Source organism: Streptomyces sp. NPDC041122, from assembly GCF_055592445.1.
The window spans coordinates 275965-294468 of record NZ_JBVIYQ010000009.1; the positions used below are offsets into that span (position 1 = coordinate 275965).

Below are 18504 nucleotides of genomic sequence, written 5' to 3' on the forward strand. Positions count from 1 at the left end.
CGCTTCGCCGTCGCCGCGGGAGCGGGCCCGGCGGCGCGAACGCCCCTTGTCCGCCGCCCCGTCGGCGTGATCGGCTGGACCCATGCCCGTACGCAGCGAACGCGCAGGCCCCGTCACCACCGTCATCCTGTCCCGCCCCGCCGCCCGCAACGCCGTCGACGGGCCCACCGCCCGCGCGCTCGCCGACGCCTTCCGTGCCTTCGACGCCGACCCGGACGCGGCCGTCGCCGTGCTGTGGGGCGAGGGCGGCACCTTCTGCGCGGGAGCCGACCTCAAGGCCATCGGCACCCCCGACGGCAACGCGGTGACCGAGGACGGGGACGGCCCGATGGGACCCACCCGGATGCGGCTGTCCAAACCGGTGATCGCGGCGATCTCCGGTCACGCCGTCGCGGGCGGTCTCGAACTCGCCCTCTGGTGCGATCTGCGCGTCGCGGAGGAGGACGCCGTCCTCGGGGTGTTCTGCCGCCGCTGGGGCGTCCCGCTCATCGACGGCGGTACGGTGCGGTTGCCCCGGCTGATCGGTGAGGGCCGCGCCCTCGACCTGATCCTGACCGGCCGCCCCGTGGACGCCGACGAGGCGCTCGGCATGGGCCTGGTCAACCGGACCGTGCCCGCCGGCACCTCGCGCGCCGCGGCCGAGCGGCTCGCCGCGGAGATCGCCGCGTTCCCGCAGACCTGTCTGCGACGCGACCGGCTCGCCCTGTACGAACAGGGCGGCCTGCCCGAAAGGGAAGCGCTGGCCGTCGAGTGGGCCCACGGCATGGTCTCCCTGGCCGACGCGGCCGAGGGTGCGGCCCGCTTCGCCGCGGGCGCGGGCCGGCACGGGGCGTTCCGGGGTCGCTGACGGCGGGCGGGGGCGCGGCCCGCCGACGGAGCGCCGGGCTCACCGCTCCCGGTGGTGAAGGCCCACCGCTCCCGACGGTGAAAGCCCACCGCTCCCCGGTGAGAGCTCATGGCTCACTGCTCCCCGGCAGGCTCCAGGAACTGCATGTCCAGCTGGATCTTCACCACGTCACCGAGCAGCCCCGGGGCGAAGTCGAGCCCGAAGTCGCCGCGGCGGATCTCACCCGACGCCTCGAACCCGGCGTGCCCGCGCTCCTGGCCGGGGAAGACCTCGACGCCGCCGAACTCCACGTCCAGCGTCACCGGCCTGGTCACCTCCCCGATGGTCAGCTCGCCCGCCATGACCCACTCCTCGCCCGCGCCCTCGATCCGCGTCGAACGGAAGGCCATCGTCGGGCGCTTCGCCACGTCGAGCAGGTCCGGGCTGATCACGTGGGCGTCCCGGTCCTTGTTGCCGGTGTCGATGGAGGCGAGCGCGATGGTGGCCGTCACCGAGGAGTCCTCGGCGCGTTCACCGACCACCAGTTCGGCGTGCACATCGGAGAACCGGCCCCGCACCTTGGAGATGCCGAGGTGGCGGACGGAGAAGTTGACGGCGGAGTGGGCGCGGTCGATCTCCCAGACACCGGTGGTCAGCGGCAACTCGGCCGCGGCGGAGGGGACGGATGCCGTGTCAGTCGTACGAAGAGTCATGGGCCCACCTTGCGCCGCCGCGCGGAGCCGAGGGAGGCCGGGCCGATGCTGGTAGTGACAGGGCCACGATCCGCGTGCCGGCCGCTGCTACGTTCGCACCGTGAGCGAGAACGAACTGGGTGCCTTCCTGCGCCGCCACAGGGAGTCCGTGACCCCGACCGAGGTCGGACTGCCCAGCGGCCCGCGCCGCCGCACACCGGGGCTGCGCCGCTCCGAGGTCGCGACGCTCGCCGGCATCAGCGTCGAGTACCTCACCCGGCTCGAACAGGGCAGGGACCGCCACCCCTCCGCCCAGGTGCTCGGCGCGCTGGCCGACGCGCTGCGCCTGCGGGTGGAGGAACGCATTCACCTGCGCCGCTTGGAGAAGGAGGTGAGTGGCGGGGACCCCTGCTGTCCCACGAGCGTGCCGCCCGCGGAGTCGGTGCGCCCCACCGTGCGCGCCGTCCTGGACAGCCTGGAGCCCACGCCCGCCGTCCTGATCAACCGCGTCGCCGACATCCTCGCCTGCACGGCGGGCTACCGCCGGATCGCGGAACCCCTCGGCATCCTGGACGGCGACCGGCCGAACCTCGCCCGCTTCGTCTTCACCGACGAGCGGGCCCGCGCCGCCCACCGGGACTGGGACCGGCTCGCCGACGACATGGTCGGCCACCTCAGGACGGACTCCTTTCTCGACGACCCCCATGTGCGGGCTTTCACCGATGAGTTGACGGTCGACGCGGGCGCCCCGTTCGCCGACCGGATGGCGGGTGCGCCCGTGCTGCCCCGGCGCAGCGGCGCGGAGCGGCTGACCCATCCCGAGGCCGGCGTGCTCAACCTGGAGTACGAGACGCTCGCGCCGGCGGACAGCGATCCGCAGCGCCTGATCGTCTACGTCCCGGCCGACGCGGCCACGTCGGCGGCCCTGGACCGGCTCAACGGCCGCAGGCCGGGCGGCCTGCACGCCGTCGGCGGGTGACCGCGGCCGAGACGCCGCACGGGTGCCGGAGGCGGTCGTTCCCGCTATGCGCGGGCGAGTTCCGCCGCGTACGGCGGCTCCGCGCCCGCCCGTGAGCAGGTGAGGGCCGCCGCGCGCGCGGCGAACCGCAGCACCTCGGTCCAGCCCGCCGCGTCCAGCGCGTCCGCCGCCCGCACCGAGAGCGCGTCCCGTGCCGAAAGCCCGTGCAGCAGCGCCGCGTTGACGGTGTCGCCCGCGCCGATCGTGTCCACCACGTCCACCCTCTCGCCGGGGACCCGCAGCTCCACGCCGCCGCGCGTGTACAGCGAAAGACCGTCGCCGCCGTGGGTGACGACCACGACCGCGGGCCCGGCTGACAGCCACTCGTGCGGGGTGCCGCCGAGCCAGTCGGCGTCCTCCTGCGACAGCTTGAGCAGCGAGACCGACGGCAGCCAGCTCTTGAACCGCGCGCGATAGGCGTCGGCGTCCGGGATCAGGCCCGCCCGTACGTTCGGATCGAGCGCGGTGAACACGCCGCGCGCCGCGGACCGCCGCATCAACTCCTCGTACGCGCTCGCGCCCGGCTCCAGGACCAGCGAGCAGGTGCCGAAGGACATCGCCCGTACGTCGTCGGGGAGCCGGGCGGGCGTCTCGAAGAGCCGGTCGGCCGTGCCCTCGACGTAGAAGGAGTACCCGGCCGAGCCGTCCGCGCCGATCGAGGCGACGGCGAGCGTCGTCGGCTCCGGGCCGCGCCGCACGGGCGAGACGTCGACGCCGGCCGCCCGCAGGCCGTCGAGCAGCGCCTCGCCGAAGGGGTCCCGCGAGACCCGCGAGCAGAAGGCGACGGGGGAGCCGAGCCGGCCGAGCGCCACGGCGGTGTTGTACGGGCCGCCGCCGAGGCGGGGCGCGAGCACGGGCAGCGGCCCCGGCTCGCCGGCCGTGCCCTGCGGCACGAGGTCGATCAGGGCCTCTCCTGCGACGACGATCACGGGCGGTTCCTCTCGGGCGCTGCCTGCTCCGGCTCGGACACCGCGGCACCCGAGGCGGGCGGGGCGCGGCGTGCCGCCCAGGCTAGGCGGTGCCCCGGGCCGCGACCGGAACCGGGCACCACTCGGGCCTGCTCGCGTCCCACCCGGTCGCGGTGCCGCGCCCCGCCGGGCCGAGGCGCCCCGCGCCGGTAGGGTCGGATCCGTCACCGACGCCCCTCACCTGTGGAGACACCATGTCCGGCACGCCCCACGCCCGCCGCACCGTGCTGCGGGCCGCCGCACTCGCCCCGGCCGTCGGACTCGGTCTCACCGCCTGCTCGTCCGGCGGCGACGGAGTGAACCGGTCGGCGCCGACCGCGCCGGTGGACCTCGGGAAGTCCGACGAGGTGGAGGTGGGCGCCTCGAAGCTGTACACCGACCACAACGTCGTCGTGAGCCGGATCTCCGAGGACCGCTACACGGCGTACAGCACGATCTGCACGCACGCGCGGTGCCCGATCAAGAACCTGGAGGGGCACAAGCTGACCTGCCAGTGCCACGGCAGTCAGTTCGACGCCACCAACGGCAAGGTGCTGCACGAGCCGGCCGTCGAGCCGCTCGCCGAACTGCCGGTGAAGGTGGCGAACGGCAAGATCATCGCGGGCCCGGCGAAGAAGGCCTGACCCCGTGCCGGCGGGCCCGGCCCCCGCTCACTCCCAGTCCCACGCGATCCCCAGGATCCCCGCCCGCACCTGAGGCTCGACCACGTGCACCGAGCGGTGGCTGCCGCTCAGGGTCAGCTCCTGGCGGCCGCCGCGCGGGGCCGCGGCCGAGTGCTGGACGAAGCGGTGGCAGCGTACGGGCAGCGCCGTCTCGGCGTAGCGGATCTGCAGCGCGTACTGGCCGCCCGCGTAGGTGAAGCCGCGCATGTACTCGGTGGCGGGCCCCGCCGTGCCGTCCTCGAAGCCGTAGCCGAACAGATGCGTGTCGCCCGCCCGCAGCCGCGCGTCGAAGAGCAGCTCGGCGACGAGCACCCCCGTGTCCTGGTGCCACCGCACCCGTCCCGTGCGGCAGTTCTCCAGGGCGTGCACCCGGACCCGGTCGGGGGAGCACCCGGGGTCCCCGTGGTGAATGGCGACATAGCGGTCCACGCCGTCCCGGTGCGCCCGCACGATGTGCTGCGACTCGCGGCCGGCCATCTCGCGGCGCGCGCCGATCCGTACCCGTTCGTGGTGGCCGATGGTGTGCAGCCCGCCGTCGGCCGGGGAGCCGAGCTCGGCCAGGAGCGAGCGCAGCACGTCCGAGGCCTCCACCAGGGAGCGGTACGAGCGGGCGGCGGGCCGGGCCCGGTCGGTGCCCTCGGCGGGCCGGACGAGCAGTCGGATCAGCGACTCCTCGGGGAGCTGCAGGATCTCCTCCAGGGCGCGTACGGCGCGCAGTGACTCGGTGCGCTGCGGGCGGCGCGCGCCCTGCTGCCAGTAACTCAGGCTGGTCACACCGACGTTGACGCCGTGCCGGATCAGATGGTGGCGTATGCGGTGCAGCGGGAGCCGGCGTGCGGCGATCGCGGTGCGCAGCGCGAGGTGGAAAGGGCCGGTGCGCAGGGCGGCCGCCAGGTCCGCGGGTTCCTCGTGGTCCCGGGCGCTCTCGTGGCCCGCGTCGTCGTGCCCGCCGGGCTGTTCGTTCCGGCCGTCCGCGAGTGGTGTGCCGTGCCGCAAAGCGGGCTCCTTCTGTGAACGTTCACTTCTGCCGTTCCGGCGTTCGCGCCGGTGGGGGCGGGCTGCCAGGTGGGCGCGCGGGCGATGTTCACATCCGTACGCCGCCGTTCACGGCCCAAGTAATTCCGCATTGAAGCGTGTTGACCTGCACCCGACAACACTCGATGCTCAATCGCAGCGTCCGGACGCGCTCCTCCACACCCCACCCCGCACGGGAGGAACGCCATGCGCGAACCCCACACCAGGAGCAACGGCACCGGCAGGCGCAGACGCCTGTCCGCGCTCGCCGTCGTCGCCGCGGCCCTTTTCGCCGCCCCCGTGGCCACGGCCACGGCTGCTCCGCTCGGCCCCGCACCCGCCACGACGGCCGCGCCCGCGGCCGCCGCGACGAGCCCCGGCACGGCCCCCGACCTGTCCGTCCGCGCCGCCAAGCGGCTGAACATCACCATGCAGGCCCAGCAGAAGACCAACTGGTGCTGGGCCGCGGGCGGCAACACCATCGCGACCTTCCTCGGCCGCAACTACAGCCAGAACCAGTTCTGCAACGCCGCCTTCGGGCGCAACCAGAACACCGAGTGCCCCAACAACCAGGCCACGCTCGGCAATGTGCAGAGCGGTCTGCGCTGGGCCGGCATCAACTCCGGCTCGTACGTCACCGGCTGGCTGCGCTATCCGACCGTGCAGGCCGAGATCAACGCGGGCCGCCCGGTCGAGACCCGCATCCAGTGGTCCAACGGCGGCGGCCACATGCACGTCCTGTACGGCTACGACGACGCGAGCAGCTGGGTCTACTGGGGCGACCCCTGGCCCTCCAACGACCGCTACAACTGGGCCTCGCACGCCTGGTACGTCGACAACGACACCTTCTCCTGGACCCACTCGCTCTACCGGATCGGGGCGTGAGAGCGATGACCCGTCACCTTCCCCGCGGCACGGCCCGGCACCAGCTGGCCAGGGCGGCGCTCGCCGGCACGGCCGCCACCCTGCTGCTCGGCGCCGTGGCCCCGGCGGCCTCCGCCGGCCCGGGCTCCGGTCCCGACCCCGCGGCCCCCTCCGCCGCCTCCCGTGCCGCCGCGCACCGGGTGGCCGCCGCGCCGCGCACCCTCGACACGCTGTCCCGCTTCTTCGCACGGGAGGGGGCGGTCTCCCAGGCCGCCGCCGACCCGCGCATCGACGGCGGGGCCGTGCCCGTCCACTACCTCTCCGCGGACTTCGTCGCGGGCAGGAAGGGCGCCCCCGTCGCCCGCCTGGAGTTCCTCGCCAGCAGGGCGGTCTCCTCCGACGGCCAGGAGGCCTCCCTCTGGACCGTCGAGCGGGGCGGCTCCTGGCAGGTGGTGAACATCGCGACCGGCGACGACGAGATCCGCTACGCGCGCGAGGGGGCGAAGAAGTCCCCCGGCGGCACCGTCTTCCACGAGCCGCAGATCAACGCCTGGTACGTCGAGGACGCACGGCACGCGCGCGTGCTGCCGCTGGATGAGGACGCGGTCCGCGCGGTCGGCGCCGAGGGGACCTCGCTCGCCGCCTACCGCACCCGGGTGCGGCGGGACTACGGCGACAAGCTGCCGGGCTCCGCGTACGCGAAGTCGGGCAAGGCCGGCGGTTACGCCAAGGAGGGGGGCCGCACGGAGACGGCGGCGGCGCGGTCGTCCTTCGACGTCCCGGTCACGGTCGCCTCGTCGCTGGCCGGCGCGGGCGCCCTGGCCGCACTCGGTCTCTCCGGGGCCGCGTTCGTCCGGCGCCGCGGCGCCGGACGGCAGCGGGGCTGACCGGGCCGGGCGCAGGCAGGGGCGGCGGCCGGGGACACCGGCCGCCGCCCCGTGGGCGGACCCGGACTGTCAGCACCCGCAAGTAGGCTGTCCGACATGGCCGACCCTTCCAGCTACCGCCCCAAGCCGGGACAGATCCCCGACGCCCCGGGGGTCTACAAATTCCGCGACGAGCACCGCCGGGTGATCTACGTCGGGAAGGCCAAGAGCCTGCGCCAGCGCCTGGCCAACTACTTCCAGGACCTGGCCGGGCTCCACCCGCGCACCCGCTCCATGGTGACGACCGCGGCCTCCGTGGAGTGGACGGTCGTCACCAACGAGGTCGAGGCGCTCCAGCTGGAGTATTCCTGGATCAAGGAGTACGACCCCCGGTTCAACGTCAAGTACCGCGACGACAAGAGCTATCCGTACCTCGCGGTGACGATGAACGAACAGTTCCCGCGGGTCCAGGTCATGCGCGGCCACAAGAAGAAGGGCGTGCGCTACTTCGGCCCGTACAGCCACGCCTGGGCGATCCGCGACACCGTCGACCTCCTGCTGCGCGCCTTCCCCGTGCGCACGTGCTCCGCGGGCGTGTTCAAGAACGCCGCCCGCACCGGCCGCCCCTGCCTCCTCGGCTACATCGGCAAGTGCTCCGCGCCCTGTGTGGAGCGCGTCACCCCCGAGGTCCACCGTGAACTCGCCGAGGACTTCTGCGACTTCATGGCCGGCCGCACGGGCACGTACATCCGCCGCCTGGAACAGCAGATGGCGGAAGCGGCCGAGGAGATGGAGTACGAGCGCGCGGCGCGCCTGCGCGACGACATCGAGGCCCTCAGGAAGGCGATGGAGAAGAGCGCCGTCGTCCTGGCCGACGCCACCGACGCCGACCTCATCGCCCTCGCCGAGGACGAGCTGGAGGCGGCCGTCCAGATCTTCCACGTGCGCGGCGGACGCGTGCGCGGCCAGCGCGGCTGGGTCACCGACAAGGTCGAGGCGGTCACCAGCGGCGACCTCGTCGAGCACGCCCTGCAGCAGCTGTACGGCGAGGAGAGCGGCGACGCCGTCCCCAAGGAGGTCCTCGTCCCCGCCCTGCCGGACCCCATAGAGCCGGTCCAGGAGTGGCTGACCGAGCGCCGCGGCGCAAACGTCTCGCTGCGCATCCCGCAGCGCGGCGACAAGAAGGCCCTCATGGAGACCGTCGCGCGCAACGCCCAGCAGTCCCTCGTCCTGCACAAGACCAAGCGCGCCTCCGACCTCACCACCCGCTCCCGCGCCCTGGAGGAGATCGCCGCCGCCCTGGAGCTCGACAGTGCCCCGCTGCGCGTCGAGTGCTACGACATCTCGCACCTCCAGGGCGACGACGTGGTGGCCTCCATGGTCGTCTTCGAGGACGGCCTGGCCAGGAAGAGCGAGTACCGCCGCTTCCAGATCAAGGGCTTCGAGGGCCAGGACGACGTCCGCTCCATGCATGAGGTGATCACGCGCCGCTTCAAGCGCTACCTCGCGGAGAAGGAGAGGACGGGGGAGTGGGTCGACGAGGAGACCGGTGAGGTCTCCGACCTCGGCCCGACCGAGGAGGACGGCCGCCCCAAGCGGTTCGCCTACCCGCCGCAGCTCGTCGTGGTCGACGGCGGTCAGCCGCAGGTCGCCGCGGCCAAGCGGGCCCTGGACGAGCTCGGCATCGACGACATCGCGGTGTGCGGCCTCGCCAAGCGGCTGGAGGAGGTCTGGGTCCCCGACGAGGACGACCCGGTGATCCTGCCCCGCACCAGCGAGGGCCTCTACCTCCTCCAGCGCGTCCGTGACGAGGCCCACCGCTTCGCCATCACCTACCAGCGCAACAAGCGGGCCAAGCGGTTCCGGGCGGGCCCCCTGGACGCCGTGCCGGGCCTCGGGGACGCCCGCAAGCAGACGCTGATCAAGCACTTCGGTTCGGTGAAGAAGCTCCGATCCGCGACAATCGACCAGATCTGTGAGGTGCCGGGCGTGGGCCGCAAGACGGCCGAGGCCGTCGTGGCGGCCCTCGCCGGGGCGACACCCGCCGGACCCGCCGTGAACACGGCGACCGGAGAGATCATGGAAGAGGAGGAGCCCGTGACCGCGGGATCCTCGGAGGAACGACGGGGGCAGGAGACATGAGCGAGCACGACGAAGGTGGAGAGCAAGTGAGCGCGGGCACGCCCATCGACACGCCGGCGGTCCCGGACGCCGCGATCCCGGAGCTGGTGATCATCTCCGGGATGTCCGGCGCGGGCCGGAGCACCGCGGCGAAGTGCCTGGAGGACCTCGGCTGGTTCGTGGTCGACAACCTGCCGCCCGCGCTGATCCCCACCATGGTGGAGCTCGGCGCCCGCTCGCAGGGCAACGTCGCCCGCATCGCGGTCGTCGTCGACGTGCGCGGCCGGCGCTTCTTCGACAACCTCCGCGAGTCCCTCGCCGAGCTGGAGTCGAAGAACGTCACCCGGCGCATCGTCTTCCTGGAGTCCTCGGACGAGGCCCTGGTCCGCCGCTTCGAGTCGGTCCGCCGCCCGCACCCGCTGCAGGGCGACGGCCGCATCGTCGACGGCATCGCGGCCGAGCGCGATCTGCTGCGCGAGCTGCGCGGCGACGCCGACCTGGTGATCGACACCTCCAGCCTGAACGTGCACGAGCTGCGCGCCAAGATGGACGCCCAGTTCGCGGGCGAGGAGGAGCCCGAGCTGCGGGCCACCGTCATGTCCTTCGGCTTCAAGTACGGCCTGCCGGTCGACGCCGACCTCGTCGTCGACATGCGCTTCCTGCCCAACCCCCACTGGGTCCCCGAGCTGCGCCAGTTCACCGGCCAGAACGAGGAGGTCGCGGCGTACGTCTTCAACCAGCCCGGCGCCAAGGAGTTCCTCGACCGGTACGCGGAACTGCTCCAGCTCATCGCCGCGGGCTACCGCCGCGAGGGCAAGCGGTACGTGACGATCGCCGTCGGCTGTACGGGCGGCAAGCACCGCTCCGTCGCCATGTCGGAGAAGCTCGCGGCGCGCCTGGCGTCCGAGGGCGTGGAGACCGTCATCGTCCACCGGGACATGGGGCGCGAATGACACGCAACCGCCGGACCGTCCGCCTGAGCCGACTGGGCCGCAAGCGGGGCACCCAGCCGAAGGTGGTCGCGCTCGGCGGAGGCATGGGCCTGTCCGCCTCGCTCGCCGCGCTGCGCCGCATCACCGGGGCCGGGGACCTCACCGCCGTCGTCACCGTCGCCGACGACGGCGGGTCCAGCGGCCGGCTCCGCGACGAGCTGGGCGTGCTGCCGCCCGGCGATCTGCGCAAGGCGCTCGCCGCGCTCTGCGGCGACGACGACTGGGGCCAGACCTGGTCCCGCGTCATCCAGCACCGCTTCCAGTCCAAGGGCGACCTGCACGAGCACGCGGTCGGCAATCTGCTGATCGTCGCCCTGTGGGAGCAGCTCGGCGACCACGTCCAGGCCCTCGACCTCGTCGGCAGGCTGCTCGGCGCGCGGGGCCGGGTGCTGCCCATGTCGGCCGTGCCGCTGGAGCTGCAGGCCCTGGTCAAGGGCCACGACCCGGAGCGCCCGGACGACGTGGACACCGTCCGCGGCCAGGCCACCGTGGCCCTCACCCCGGGCGAGGTGCAGTCCGTGCACGTCGTGCCGCACGACCCGCCGGCCGTCCCCGAGGCGGTCGCCGCCGTCCTGGACGCGGACTGGGTGGTGCTCGGCCCCGGCTCCTGGTTCTCCTCGGTGATCCCGCACCTGTTGGTCCCGGAACTGCTCGACGCGCTCACCGAGACGAAGGCCCGCAAGGTCCTCTCGCTCAACCTCGCGCCGCAACCGGGAGAAACCGAAGGCTTCTCTCCGCAGCGTCATTTGGAGGTTTTGGCCCGACACGCCCCTAAACTCGCCCTGGACGTGGTGCTGGCCGACGAGGCCGCCGTGCCCGACCGTGAGTCACTCACCGATGCCGCCAAGCGGTTCGGCGCCACGGTCGAGCTGGCGCCGGTGGCCCGGCCCGACGGAACTCCGCGGCACGACCCGGAGCTCCTGGCAGCCGCGTACGACCGTATTTTTCGGATGCATGGAAGGATCGGCCCATGGCGATGACGGCAGCGGTGAAGGACGAGATCTCCCGGCTCCCCGTCACCCGGACCTGCTGCAGAAAAGCAGAGGTCTCGGCGATCCTGCGGTTCGCGGGCGGCCTTCACCTGGTGAGCGGCCGCATCGTGATCGAGGCGGAGCTGGACACCGCGATGGCGGCGCGCCGCCTCAAGCGGGACATCCTGGAGATCTTCGGGCACGGCTCGGAGCTGATCGTGATGGCCCCCGGCGGCCTGCGCCGCGGCTCGCGTTACGTCGTACGGGTGGTTGCGGGCGGTGACCAGCTGGCCCGCCAGACGGGTCTCGTGGACGGCCGCGGCCGCCCCATCCGCGGCCTGCCGCCGCAGGTGGTCTCGGGGGCCACCTGTGACGCCGAGGCCGCCTGGCGCGGGGCCTTCCTCGCGCACGGCTCGCTCACCGAGCCCGGCCGCTCCTCCTCCCTGGAGGTGACCTGCCCGGGCCCGGAGGCCGCGCTCGCGCTGGTCGGCGCCGCGCGCAGGCTGCAGATCGCCAGCAAGGCGCGCGAGGTGCGCGGCGTGGACCGGGTCGTCGTGCGCGACGGCGACGCCATCGGCGCCCTGCTCACCCGGCTCGGCGCGCACGAGTCGGTGCTCGCCTGGGAGGAGCGGCGGATGCGCCGCGAGGTGCGCGCCACCGCCAACCGCCTGGCCAACTTCGACGACGCGAACCTGCGCCGCTCGGCCCGCGCGGCCGTCGCCGCCGGCGCCCGTGTGCAGCGCGCCCTGGAGATCCTCGGCGAGGAGGTGCCCGAGCACCTCGCGGCCGCCGGGCGGCTGCGCATGGAGCACAAGCAGGCCTCCCTGGAGGAGCTGGGCGCGCTCGCCGACCCGCCGCTGACCAAGGACGCCGTCGCGGGCCGCATCCGCCGTCTGCTCGCCATGGCCGACAAGCGCGCGCAGGACATCGGCATTCCGGGGACCGAGTCCAATCTGTCCGAGGAGCTCGCGGACAACATGGCGGTCTGACGCCAGGTCCGGATCCGGCCCGGACCCGGGCCCGTTTCAGGGCCCCGCAGGCCCCGTCAACCCCGCAAGCCGCTGGTGTCCCACCGGGCACCGGCGGCTTTCGTGTGCTCGCGCCGCCCGCCTTCACCCGCTGTATTGACATGATCATGCACCGTCACGAGCCTGGCATCCCGCACATCTGTGCCGGACAACCGCAAGGGGGGCTCATGAGACGAAGAGCGAGCGCGAGATCCGTTCTCGCGGCCGGTGTGGTGCTGATCGGTGGTCTCGCCGTCGCACCACAGGCCGGGGCGAGCGGACCGGGCGCCACCCCGGGGGCCGACGACCCGGCCGCCGTGCAGGTCTACCAGGCAGACGTCACCAAGAAGCAGATACCCCTGCTCGTCGCGGCGGGCCAGGACGCCCACGAACTCGCCGGGCAGACGCCCGAGCGCGGCACCGGCCGCGTCGAGCTCTATCTGACCGAGGGCCAGGCCAAGGCCGTCGAGCGCAAGGGCGTCGAGCTCAGCGAGCACAAGATCACGGCGGGCACCGAGAAGCGGCTCAAGGCCGCGGGGGACGGCGTCTTCCGGCCGTACAGCGGCGCGGGCGGTCTCAAGGAGGAGATCGTCAAGACCGGGCAGGCCCACCCCGGACTCACCAAGGTCGTCTCCATCGGCAAGACCCTCAAGGGCCAGGACATCCTCGCCCTGAAGCTCTCCAAGAACGCGCGGAAGACCAAGGACGGCGCCAAGCCGGCCACGCTGTACATGTCCAACCAGCACGCGCGCGAGTGGATCACCCCCGAGATGACCCGCCGCCTGATGCACCACTACCTGGACAACTACGGCAAGGACAAGCGCATCACCCGGCTCGTGGACGCGACCGAGCTGTGGTTCGTGCTCTCCGCCAACCCCGACGGCTACGACTACACGCACGCCGCCGCGGCCAACCGCCAGTGGCGCAAGAACCTCCGCGACGTGGACGGCGACGGCAAGATCGCCCCTGGCGACGGCGTCGACCTCAACCGCAACTTCGCGTACAAGTGGGGCTACGACAACGAGGGCTCCTCCCCGGACTCCTCGAACGAGACCTATCGCGGCACCCGCCCGATGTCCGAGCCGGAGACCGCGGCCGTCGACCGCTTCGAGAAGCGCATCGGGTTCACGTACGGCATCAACTACCACTCCGCGGCCGAACTGCTCCTCTACGGAGTGGGCTGGCAGGTCGCCACGCCGACCCCGGACGACGTCCTCTACAAGGCGCTGGCCGGGACCCCGGAGAAGTCCGCGATCCCCGGCTATCACCCGCAGGTCTCCTCCGAGCTCTACACCACCAACGGCGAGGCCGACGGACACGCGGGCAACGTCAACGGCATGGCGATGTTCACCCCCGAGATGTCCACCTGCCAGACCGCGTCGAACGTCGACCCCGACGACGCCTGGAAGCCCGAGGACTGCGCCTCCATCTTCACCTTCCCCGACGACGAGAAGCTGATCCAGCAGGAGTTCGCGAAGAACGTGCCCTTCGCGCTCGCCGTCGCCGAGACCGCGCTCCACCCCGACCAGCCGGTCTCCGTCACCGGCATCGACGCCCCCGACTTCACCCCCGACGCCTTCACCACCTCCTACGCGCGCGGAGGCGACCAGCAGGTCGCCGTCACCGCCCGCAGGTCGGTCCGCGAGAAGGAGCTCAACTACCGCGTCAACGGCGGCCGCACGCACGAGCAGAACCTCCGCGCCTGGAAGGGCGGCGAGACCTACGGCGGCGACGACAACCTCTACTTCGACGAGTACCGCGCGAAGGTCGAGGGCGCCCGCGTCGGCGACAAGGTCGAGGTGTGGTTCTCCGGGCGTACGAAGAAGGGCCGCACCCGGAGCGAGCACTTCACGTACACCGTCGCCGAGCGCCCCAAGGCGGGCACGCTCGTCGTGGCCGAGGAGGGCGCGAGCGCCACCGAGACCCAGAAGTACGTCGACGCGATCAAGGCCAACGGCCGCTCGGCCGCCGTCTGGGACGTGGCGAAGCAGGGCGTCCCGCACCCGCTCGGCGTCCTGGCGCACTTCCCCGTGGTGGTCCACTACACCGGCGACCCCGTCCCCGGCGCGGCCACCCAACTCGCCCTGCGCGACCACCTCAACGAGGGCGGCAAGCTCATCGAGGCCGGTGAGCGCGCCGGCGGCAACGTCGACCTGGGCGAGGCCCTCACCGACGACTTCGCGCAGTACTACCTGGGCGCCTACGACCGCGCCACCGCACCCGGCGCCGACCGCTTCAAGGGCACCGGCGCGCTCGACGGCGTCAGCACCCCGCTCGCGGCCGCCGGCGCCAACCCGCTCGACAAGGCCGGTCGCTACACCGTCACCTCCGACATCCTGCCGCCCCGCGACTTCCCGCAGTTCAAGAGCGCCGCCGCGGGCTCCTACCCGGGCCTCGCCAACCCCTACGCCCCCTTCGAGGGCCAGGGCATGGCCTCGGCCACCCACACCGACCAGGACTACAAGCGCCTCACCCACACCATCGACCTGACCGGCGTCACCGCCGCCGACGCCCCGGAGCTGCGCCTCGCCCTCAACTGGAACCTGGAGACCGGCTACGACCACGGACTCCTGGAGGCGCACACCACCGGCGCCGAGGACTGGACCACGCTGCCGGACAAGAACGGCAACTCGTCCGCCGCCGTCCCCGCCGAGTGCGCGGCCGGTTTCTTCGTCAACGGGCACCCCTTCCTGCGCCACTACCTGACCGTCGGCGCCGACGGCTGCACCGCCTCCGGCACCAGCGGCGCCTGGAACAGCTTCACCGGCTCGTCGGGCGGCTGGAAGCCCGTCGCGTTCGACCTCGGCGCGTACGCCGGCAAGAAGGTCGAGGTGTCGCTCAGCTCCGTCACCGACCCCTCCACCGGAGGCCGCGGCCTCTTCGCCGACAACGCGCAACTGGTCGTCGGCGGGAACGTCGTCGAGTCCGAGGGATTCGAGACCTCGCTCGGCACCTGGGCCGTCGCGCCGGCCCCGCCCGGCAGCCCCTCTATCACAGGCGACTGGGCGCGGACCGGGGAGCTCTTCCGTACCTCCGCGGCGGTCACAGCGCGTGACAGCGTGCTGCTCGGCTTCGGGTTCGAGCACGTGCCCGGAAACGCCGAGCGGGCCGCTCTTATGGGCGCCTCCCTGGCACATCTGCGCAGCTGACAGTGCGTAATCGGGACCAAGGTCCCGGTGGCCCGTACCCCTACTCGGGGGTACGGGCCTCTGTGTCGCCTGTAGCCCCTCTCGATGTCACCTCAGAGGCTTCAGAGAGGTAGGGTCGGAGGCGGTCGGGGACATCCCATACAACTCGCCGGCGTCTAAAACCGGCGTACCAACGAGGAGATCGGTTTCGTGACGATCCGCGTAGGCATCAACGGCTTTGGCCGCATCGGTCGTAACTACTTCCGCGCGCTGCTGGAGCAGGGTGCGGACATCGAGATCGTGGCTGTCAACGACCTGGGTGACACCGCGACCACCGCACACCTTCTGAAGTACGACACCATCCTGGGCCGCCTCAAGGCCGAGGTGTCGCACACCGAGGACACCATCACCGTCGACGGCCGCACCATCAAGGTGCTGTCCGAGCGCAACCCCGCCGACATCCCGTGGGGCGACCTCGGCGTCGACATCGTGATCGAGTCCACCGGCATCTTCACGAAGAAGGCCGACGCCGAGAAGCACATCACCGGCGGCGCGAAGAAGGTCCTCATCTCGGCTCCGGCCAAGGACGAGGACATCACCATCGTGATGGGCGTCAACCAGGACAAGTACGACGCGGCCAACCACCACGTCATCTCCAACGCCTCCTGCACCACCAACTGCGTGGCGCCGATGGCGAAGGTTCTCGACGAGAACTTCGGCATCGTCAAGGGCCTGATGACCACGGTGCACGCGTACACCAACGACCAGCGCATCCTGGACTTCCCGCACAAGGACCTGCGCCGCGCCCGCGCCGCCGCCGAGAACATCATCCCGACCACGACCGGTGCCGCCAAGGCCACCGCCCTGGTCCTGCCCCAGCTCAAGGGCAAGCTCGACGGCATCGCGATGCGCGTCCCGGTCCCGACCGGCTCGGCCACCGACCTGGTCGTCGAGGTCTCCCGCGAGGTCACCAAGGACGAGGTCAACGCCGCGTTCAAGAAGGCTGCCGACGACGGCGACCTGAAGGGCTACCTCTTCTACACCGAGGACCCGATCGTGTCGTCCGACATCGTCAGCGACCCGGCCTCCTGCACCTTCGACTCGTCCATGACGATGGTCCAGGACGGCAAGTCGGTGAAGATCCTCGGCTGGTACGACAACGAGTGGGGCTACTCCAACCGTCTCGTCGACCTCACCGTCTTCGTCGGCGGTCAGCTCTAACCACCAGAGCAGGCACCTAGATGTGAGCACAGGGTCCGGACCGCGCAACGCCGCGCGCTCCGGGCCCTGTTGTGCGTCAGCCCACCCAAGGAGTCCAGTTCATGAAGACGATCGACGAACTTCTCGCCGAAGGAGTCGACGGCAAGCGGGTCTTCGTCCGCGCCGACCTCAACGTGCCGCTCGACCAGGGCGCCATCACCGACGACGGCCGCATCCGCGCCGTCCTGCCGACCGTGAAGGCCCTCGCCGGCGCGGGCGCCAAGGTGGTCGTGGCCTCGCACCTGGGCCGCCCCAAGGGCGCCCCGGACCCGGCCTTCTCGCTGCTGCCCGCCGCCGAGCGGCTCGGCGAGCTCCTGGGCGCGCCCGTCGCGTTCGCGCAGGACACCGTCGGCCCCGCCGCGCACGACGCGGTGGACGGCCTGCAGCCCGGTCAGGTCGCCGTCATCGAGAACCTCCGCTTCAACGCGGGCGAGACCGCCAAGGACGACGCCGAGCGGGCTGCTTTCGCCGACCGGCTCGCCGCCCTCGCGGACGTCTACGTGGGCGACGGCTTCGGCGCCGTGCACCGCAAGCACGCCTCGGTCTACGACCTCCCCGCCAAGCTGCCGCACTACGCCGGCTACCTCATCGCCACCGAGGTCGGCGTCCTCAAGAAGCTCACCGAGGACGTCAAGCGCCCGTACACCGTCATCCTCGGCGGCGCCAAGGTCTCCGACAAGCTCGCCGTCATCGACGAGCTGCTCGGCAAGGCCGACCGCCTGCTCATCGGCGGCGGCATGGCGTACACCTTCCTCAAGGCCAAGGGCCACGAGGTCGGCATCTCCCTCCTCCAGGAGGACCAGATCCCGACCGTCACGGAGTACATGGAGCGCGCCGAGAAGAACGGCGTCGAGCTCGTGCTCCCCGTGGACGTCCTGGTCTCCACGGACTTCCCCGACCTGAAGACGAAGGCCCCCGCCGACTTCAAGACCGTCGACGCGGACCAGATCCCCTCGGACATGGAGGGCCTGGACATCGGCCCCAAGTCCCGCGAGCTCTTCGCCGCGAAGATCGCCGACGCCGAGACCGTCTTCTGGAACGGACCGGTCGGCGTCGCCGAGCACCCCGACTACGCGAACGGCACCGCGGCCGTCGCGCGGGCGCTGCTCAACTGCGACGGCTTCACCGTGGTCGGGGGCGGCGACTCCGCCGCCGCCGTCCGTAACCTGGGCTTCGACGAGAATGCCTTCGGCCACATCTCGACCGGCGGCGGCGCCTCCCTCGAATACCTCGAGGGCAAGACGCTCCCCGGCCTCGCCGCACTGGAGAACTGACACTTCATGACTGACAAGACCACTCGCACGCCGCTGATGGCGGGCAACTGGAAGATGAACCTCAACCACCTCGAGGCCATCGCGCACGTCCAGAAGCTCGCCTTCGCCCTGGCCGACAAGGACTACGAGGCCTGCGAGGTCGCCGTCCTGCCGCCCTTCACCGACCTCCGCTCGGTGCAGACCCTGGTCGACGGCGACAAGCTCAAGATCAAGTACGGCGCCCAGGACATCTCGGCGCAGGACTCCGGCGCCTACACCGGCGAGATCTCGGGCCCGATGCTGGCCAAGCTGAAGTGCACCTACGTCGCCGTGGGCCACTCCGAGCGCCGCCAGTACCACAACGAGACCGACGAGCTCTGCAACGCCAAGGTGAAGGCCGCCTTCAAGCACGGCCTGACCCCGATCCTCTGCGTCGGCGAGGGCCTGGACATCCGCAAGGCCGGCCAGCAGGTCCAGTACACGCTGAACCAGCTCGACGGCGGCCTCAAGGACGTCCCGGCCGAGCAGGCCGAGTCCATCGTGATCGCGTACGAGCCCGTCTGGGCGATCGGCACCGGCGAGGTCGCCACCCCCGAGGACGCGCAGGAGGTCTGCGGCGCGATCCGCGGCCGTCTCGCCGAGCTGTACTCGCAGGAACTCGCCGACAAGGTGCGCATCCAGTACGGCGGCTCCGTGAAGTCCGGCAACGTCGCGGCGATCATGGCGCAGCCCGACGTGGACGGCGCCCTCGTGGGCGGCGCCGCGCTGGACTCGGACGAGTTCGTCAAGATCGTCCGGTTCCGCGACCAGTGAGTATGCGGTAGCGGCGATACGTCGTACCCTTGCGGGGGTCGGAGGCTCG

16 protein-coding genes are annotated in these 18504 nt (G+C 72.1%); 13 read left to right on the forward strand and 3 right to left on the reverse strand.

From position 1 onward, the window contains the following. Positions 1 to 82 precede the first annotated feature (82 nt). Positions 83 to 847: a crotonase/enoyl-CoA hydratase family protein gene (locus ACZ6B8_RS30255; protein WP_471609285.1), complete on the forward strand. Its 765-nt coding sequence runs from the start codon at positions 83 to 85 to the stop codon at positions 845 to 847. A gap of 113 nt (positions 848 to 960) precedes the next feature. On the opposite strand, the gene ACZ6B8_RS30260 is transcribed toward ACZ6B8_RS30255, so the two are convergent. After that, entirely contained in the window at positions 961 to 1539 is a 579-nt protein-coding gene (locus ACZ6B8_RS30260; protein ID WP_471075898.1) for a YceI family protein, read from the reverse strand. A gap of 100 nt (positions 1540 to 1639) precedes the next feature. On the opposite strand from ACZ6B8_RS30260, the gene ACZ6B8_RS30265 reads away from it, so the two are divergent. Next, positions 1640 to 2497, forward strand: coding sequence for a helix-turn-helix domain-containing protein (locus ACZ6B8_RS30265; RefSeq protein WP_471075901.1), 858 nt, complete (start codon positions 1640 to 1642; stop codon positions 2495 to 2497). 44 nt (positions 2498 to 2541) lie between these two features. On the opposite strand, the gene ACZ6B8_RS30270 is transcribed toward ACZ6B8_RS30265, so the two are convergent. Then, a complete protein-coding gene (locus ACZ6B8_RS30270; protein ID WP_471609286.1) occupies positions 2542 to 3465 on the reverse strand; it encodes a carbohydrate kinase family protein in 924 nt (307 codons plus the stop codon). 233 nt (positions 3466 to 3698) lie between these two features. Between ACZ6B8_RS30270 and ACZ6B8_RS30275 the strand changes: the two genes are divergently transcribed. Further along, entirely contained in the window at positions 3699 to 4127 is a 429-nt protein-coding gene (locus ACZ6B8_RS30275; protein ID WP_471609287.1) for a Rieske (2Fe-2S) protein, read from the forward strand. Positions 4128 to 4154: 27 nt separating this feature from the next. On the opposite strand, the gene ACZ6B8_RS30280 is transcribed toward ACZ6B8_RS30275, so the two are convergent. Then, positions 4155 to 5060: a hypothetical protein gene (locus ACZ6B8_RS30280; RefSeq protein WP_471609369.1), complete on the reverse strand. Its 906-nt coding sequence runs from the start codon at positions 5058 to 5060 to the stop codon at positions 4155 to 4157. Between the two features lie 327 nt (positions 5061 to 5387). Between ACZ6B8_RS30280 and ACZ6B8_RS30285 the strand changes: the two genes are divergently transcribed. From ACZ6B8_RS30285 to tpiA, 10 genes are all read left to right on the forward strand, one after another. Continuing rightward, on the forward strand, positions 5388 to 6065 hold the full coding sequence (locus ACZ6B8_RS30285; RefSeq protein ID WP_471075912.1) for a papain-like cysteine protease family protein: 678 nt from the start codon (positions 5388 to 5390) through the stop codon (positions 6063 to 6065). Positions 6066 to 6070: 5 nt separating this feature from the next. Further along, positions 6071 to 6931 carry a hypothetical protein gene (locus ACZ6B8_RS30290; RefSeq protein ID WP_471609288.1) on the forward strand — a complete coding sequence of 287 codons (861 nt, stop codon included), beginning with the start codon at positions 6071 to 6073 and terminating at the stop codon, positions 6929 to 6931. A 96-nt stretch (positions 6932 to 7027) separates the two neighbouring features. Then, entirely contained in the window at positions 7028 to 9052 is a 2025-nt protein-coding gene (gene uvrC, locus ACZ6B8_RS30295) for an excinuclease ABC subunit UvrC (RefSeq protein ID WP_471075918.1), read from the forward strand. After that, positions 9049 to 9984 carry an RNase adapter RapZ gene (gene rapZ / locus ACZ6B8_RS30300; RefSeq protein WP_355817926.1) on the forward strand — a complete coding sequence of 312 codons (936 nt, stop codon included), beginning with the start codon at positions 9049 to 9051 and terminating at the stop codon, positions 9982 to 9984. The genes uvrC and rapZ overlap by 4 nt, the downstream gene beginning before the upstream one ends. After that, complete coding sequence (locus tag ACZ6B8_RS30305) at positions 9981 to 11003, forward strand: gluconeogenesis factor YvcK family protein (RefSeq protein WP_471609289.1); 1023 nt, start codon at positions 9981 to 9983, stop codon at positions 11001 to 11003. The genes rapZ and ACZ6B8_RS30305 overlap by 4 nt, the downstream gene beginning before the upstream one ends. Continuing rightward, a complete protein-coding gene (gene whiA, locus ACZ6B8_RS30310; RefSeq protein ID WP_355817932.1) occupies positions 10994 to 11983 on the forward strand; it encodes a DNA-binding protein WhiA in 990 nt (329 codons plus the stop codon). The genes ACZ6B8_RS30305 and whiA overlap by 10 nt, the downstream gene beginning before the upstream one ends. Positions 11984 to 12189: 206 nt before the next feature. Continuing rightward, a complete protein-coding gene (locus ACZ6B8_RS30315; RefSeq protein WP_471609290.1) occupies positions 12190 to 15150 on the forward strand; it encodes a M14 family metallopeptidase in 2961 nt (986 codons plus the stop codon). A gap of 189 nt (positions 15151 to 15339) precedes the next feature. Beyond that, positions 15340 to 16350 (forward strand): type I glyceraldehyde-3-phosphate dehydrogenase, encoded by a 1011-nt coding sequence (gene gap, locus ACZ6B8_RS30320; RefSeq protein ID WP_471075928.1) that lies wholly within the window; start codon positions 15340 to 15342, stop codon positions 16348 to 16350. A 101-nt stretch (positions 16351 to 16451) separates the two neighbouring features. Next, entirely contained in the window at positions 16452 to 17663 is a 1212-nt protein-coding gene (locus ACZ6B8_RS30325) for a phosphoglycerate kinase (RefSeq protein ID WP_471075931.1), read from the forward strand. A gap of 6 nt (positions 17664 to 17669) precedes the next feature. Continuing rightward, positions 17670 to 18455, forward strand: a complete 786-nt coding sequence (gene tpiA, locus ACZ6B8_RS30330) for a triose-phosphate isomerase (RefSeq protein WP_471075934.1) — start codon at positions 17670 to 17672, stop codon at positions 18453 to 18455. The last annotated feature ends 49 nt before the right edge of the window (positions 18456 to 18504 follow it).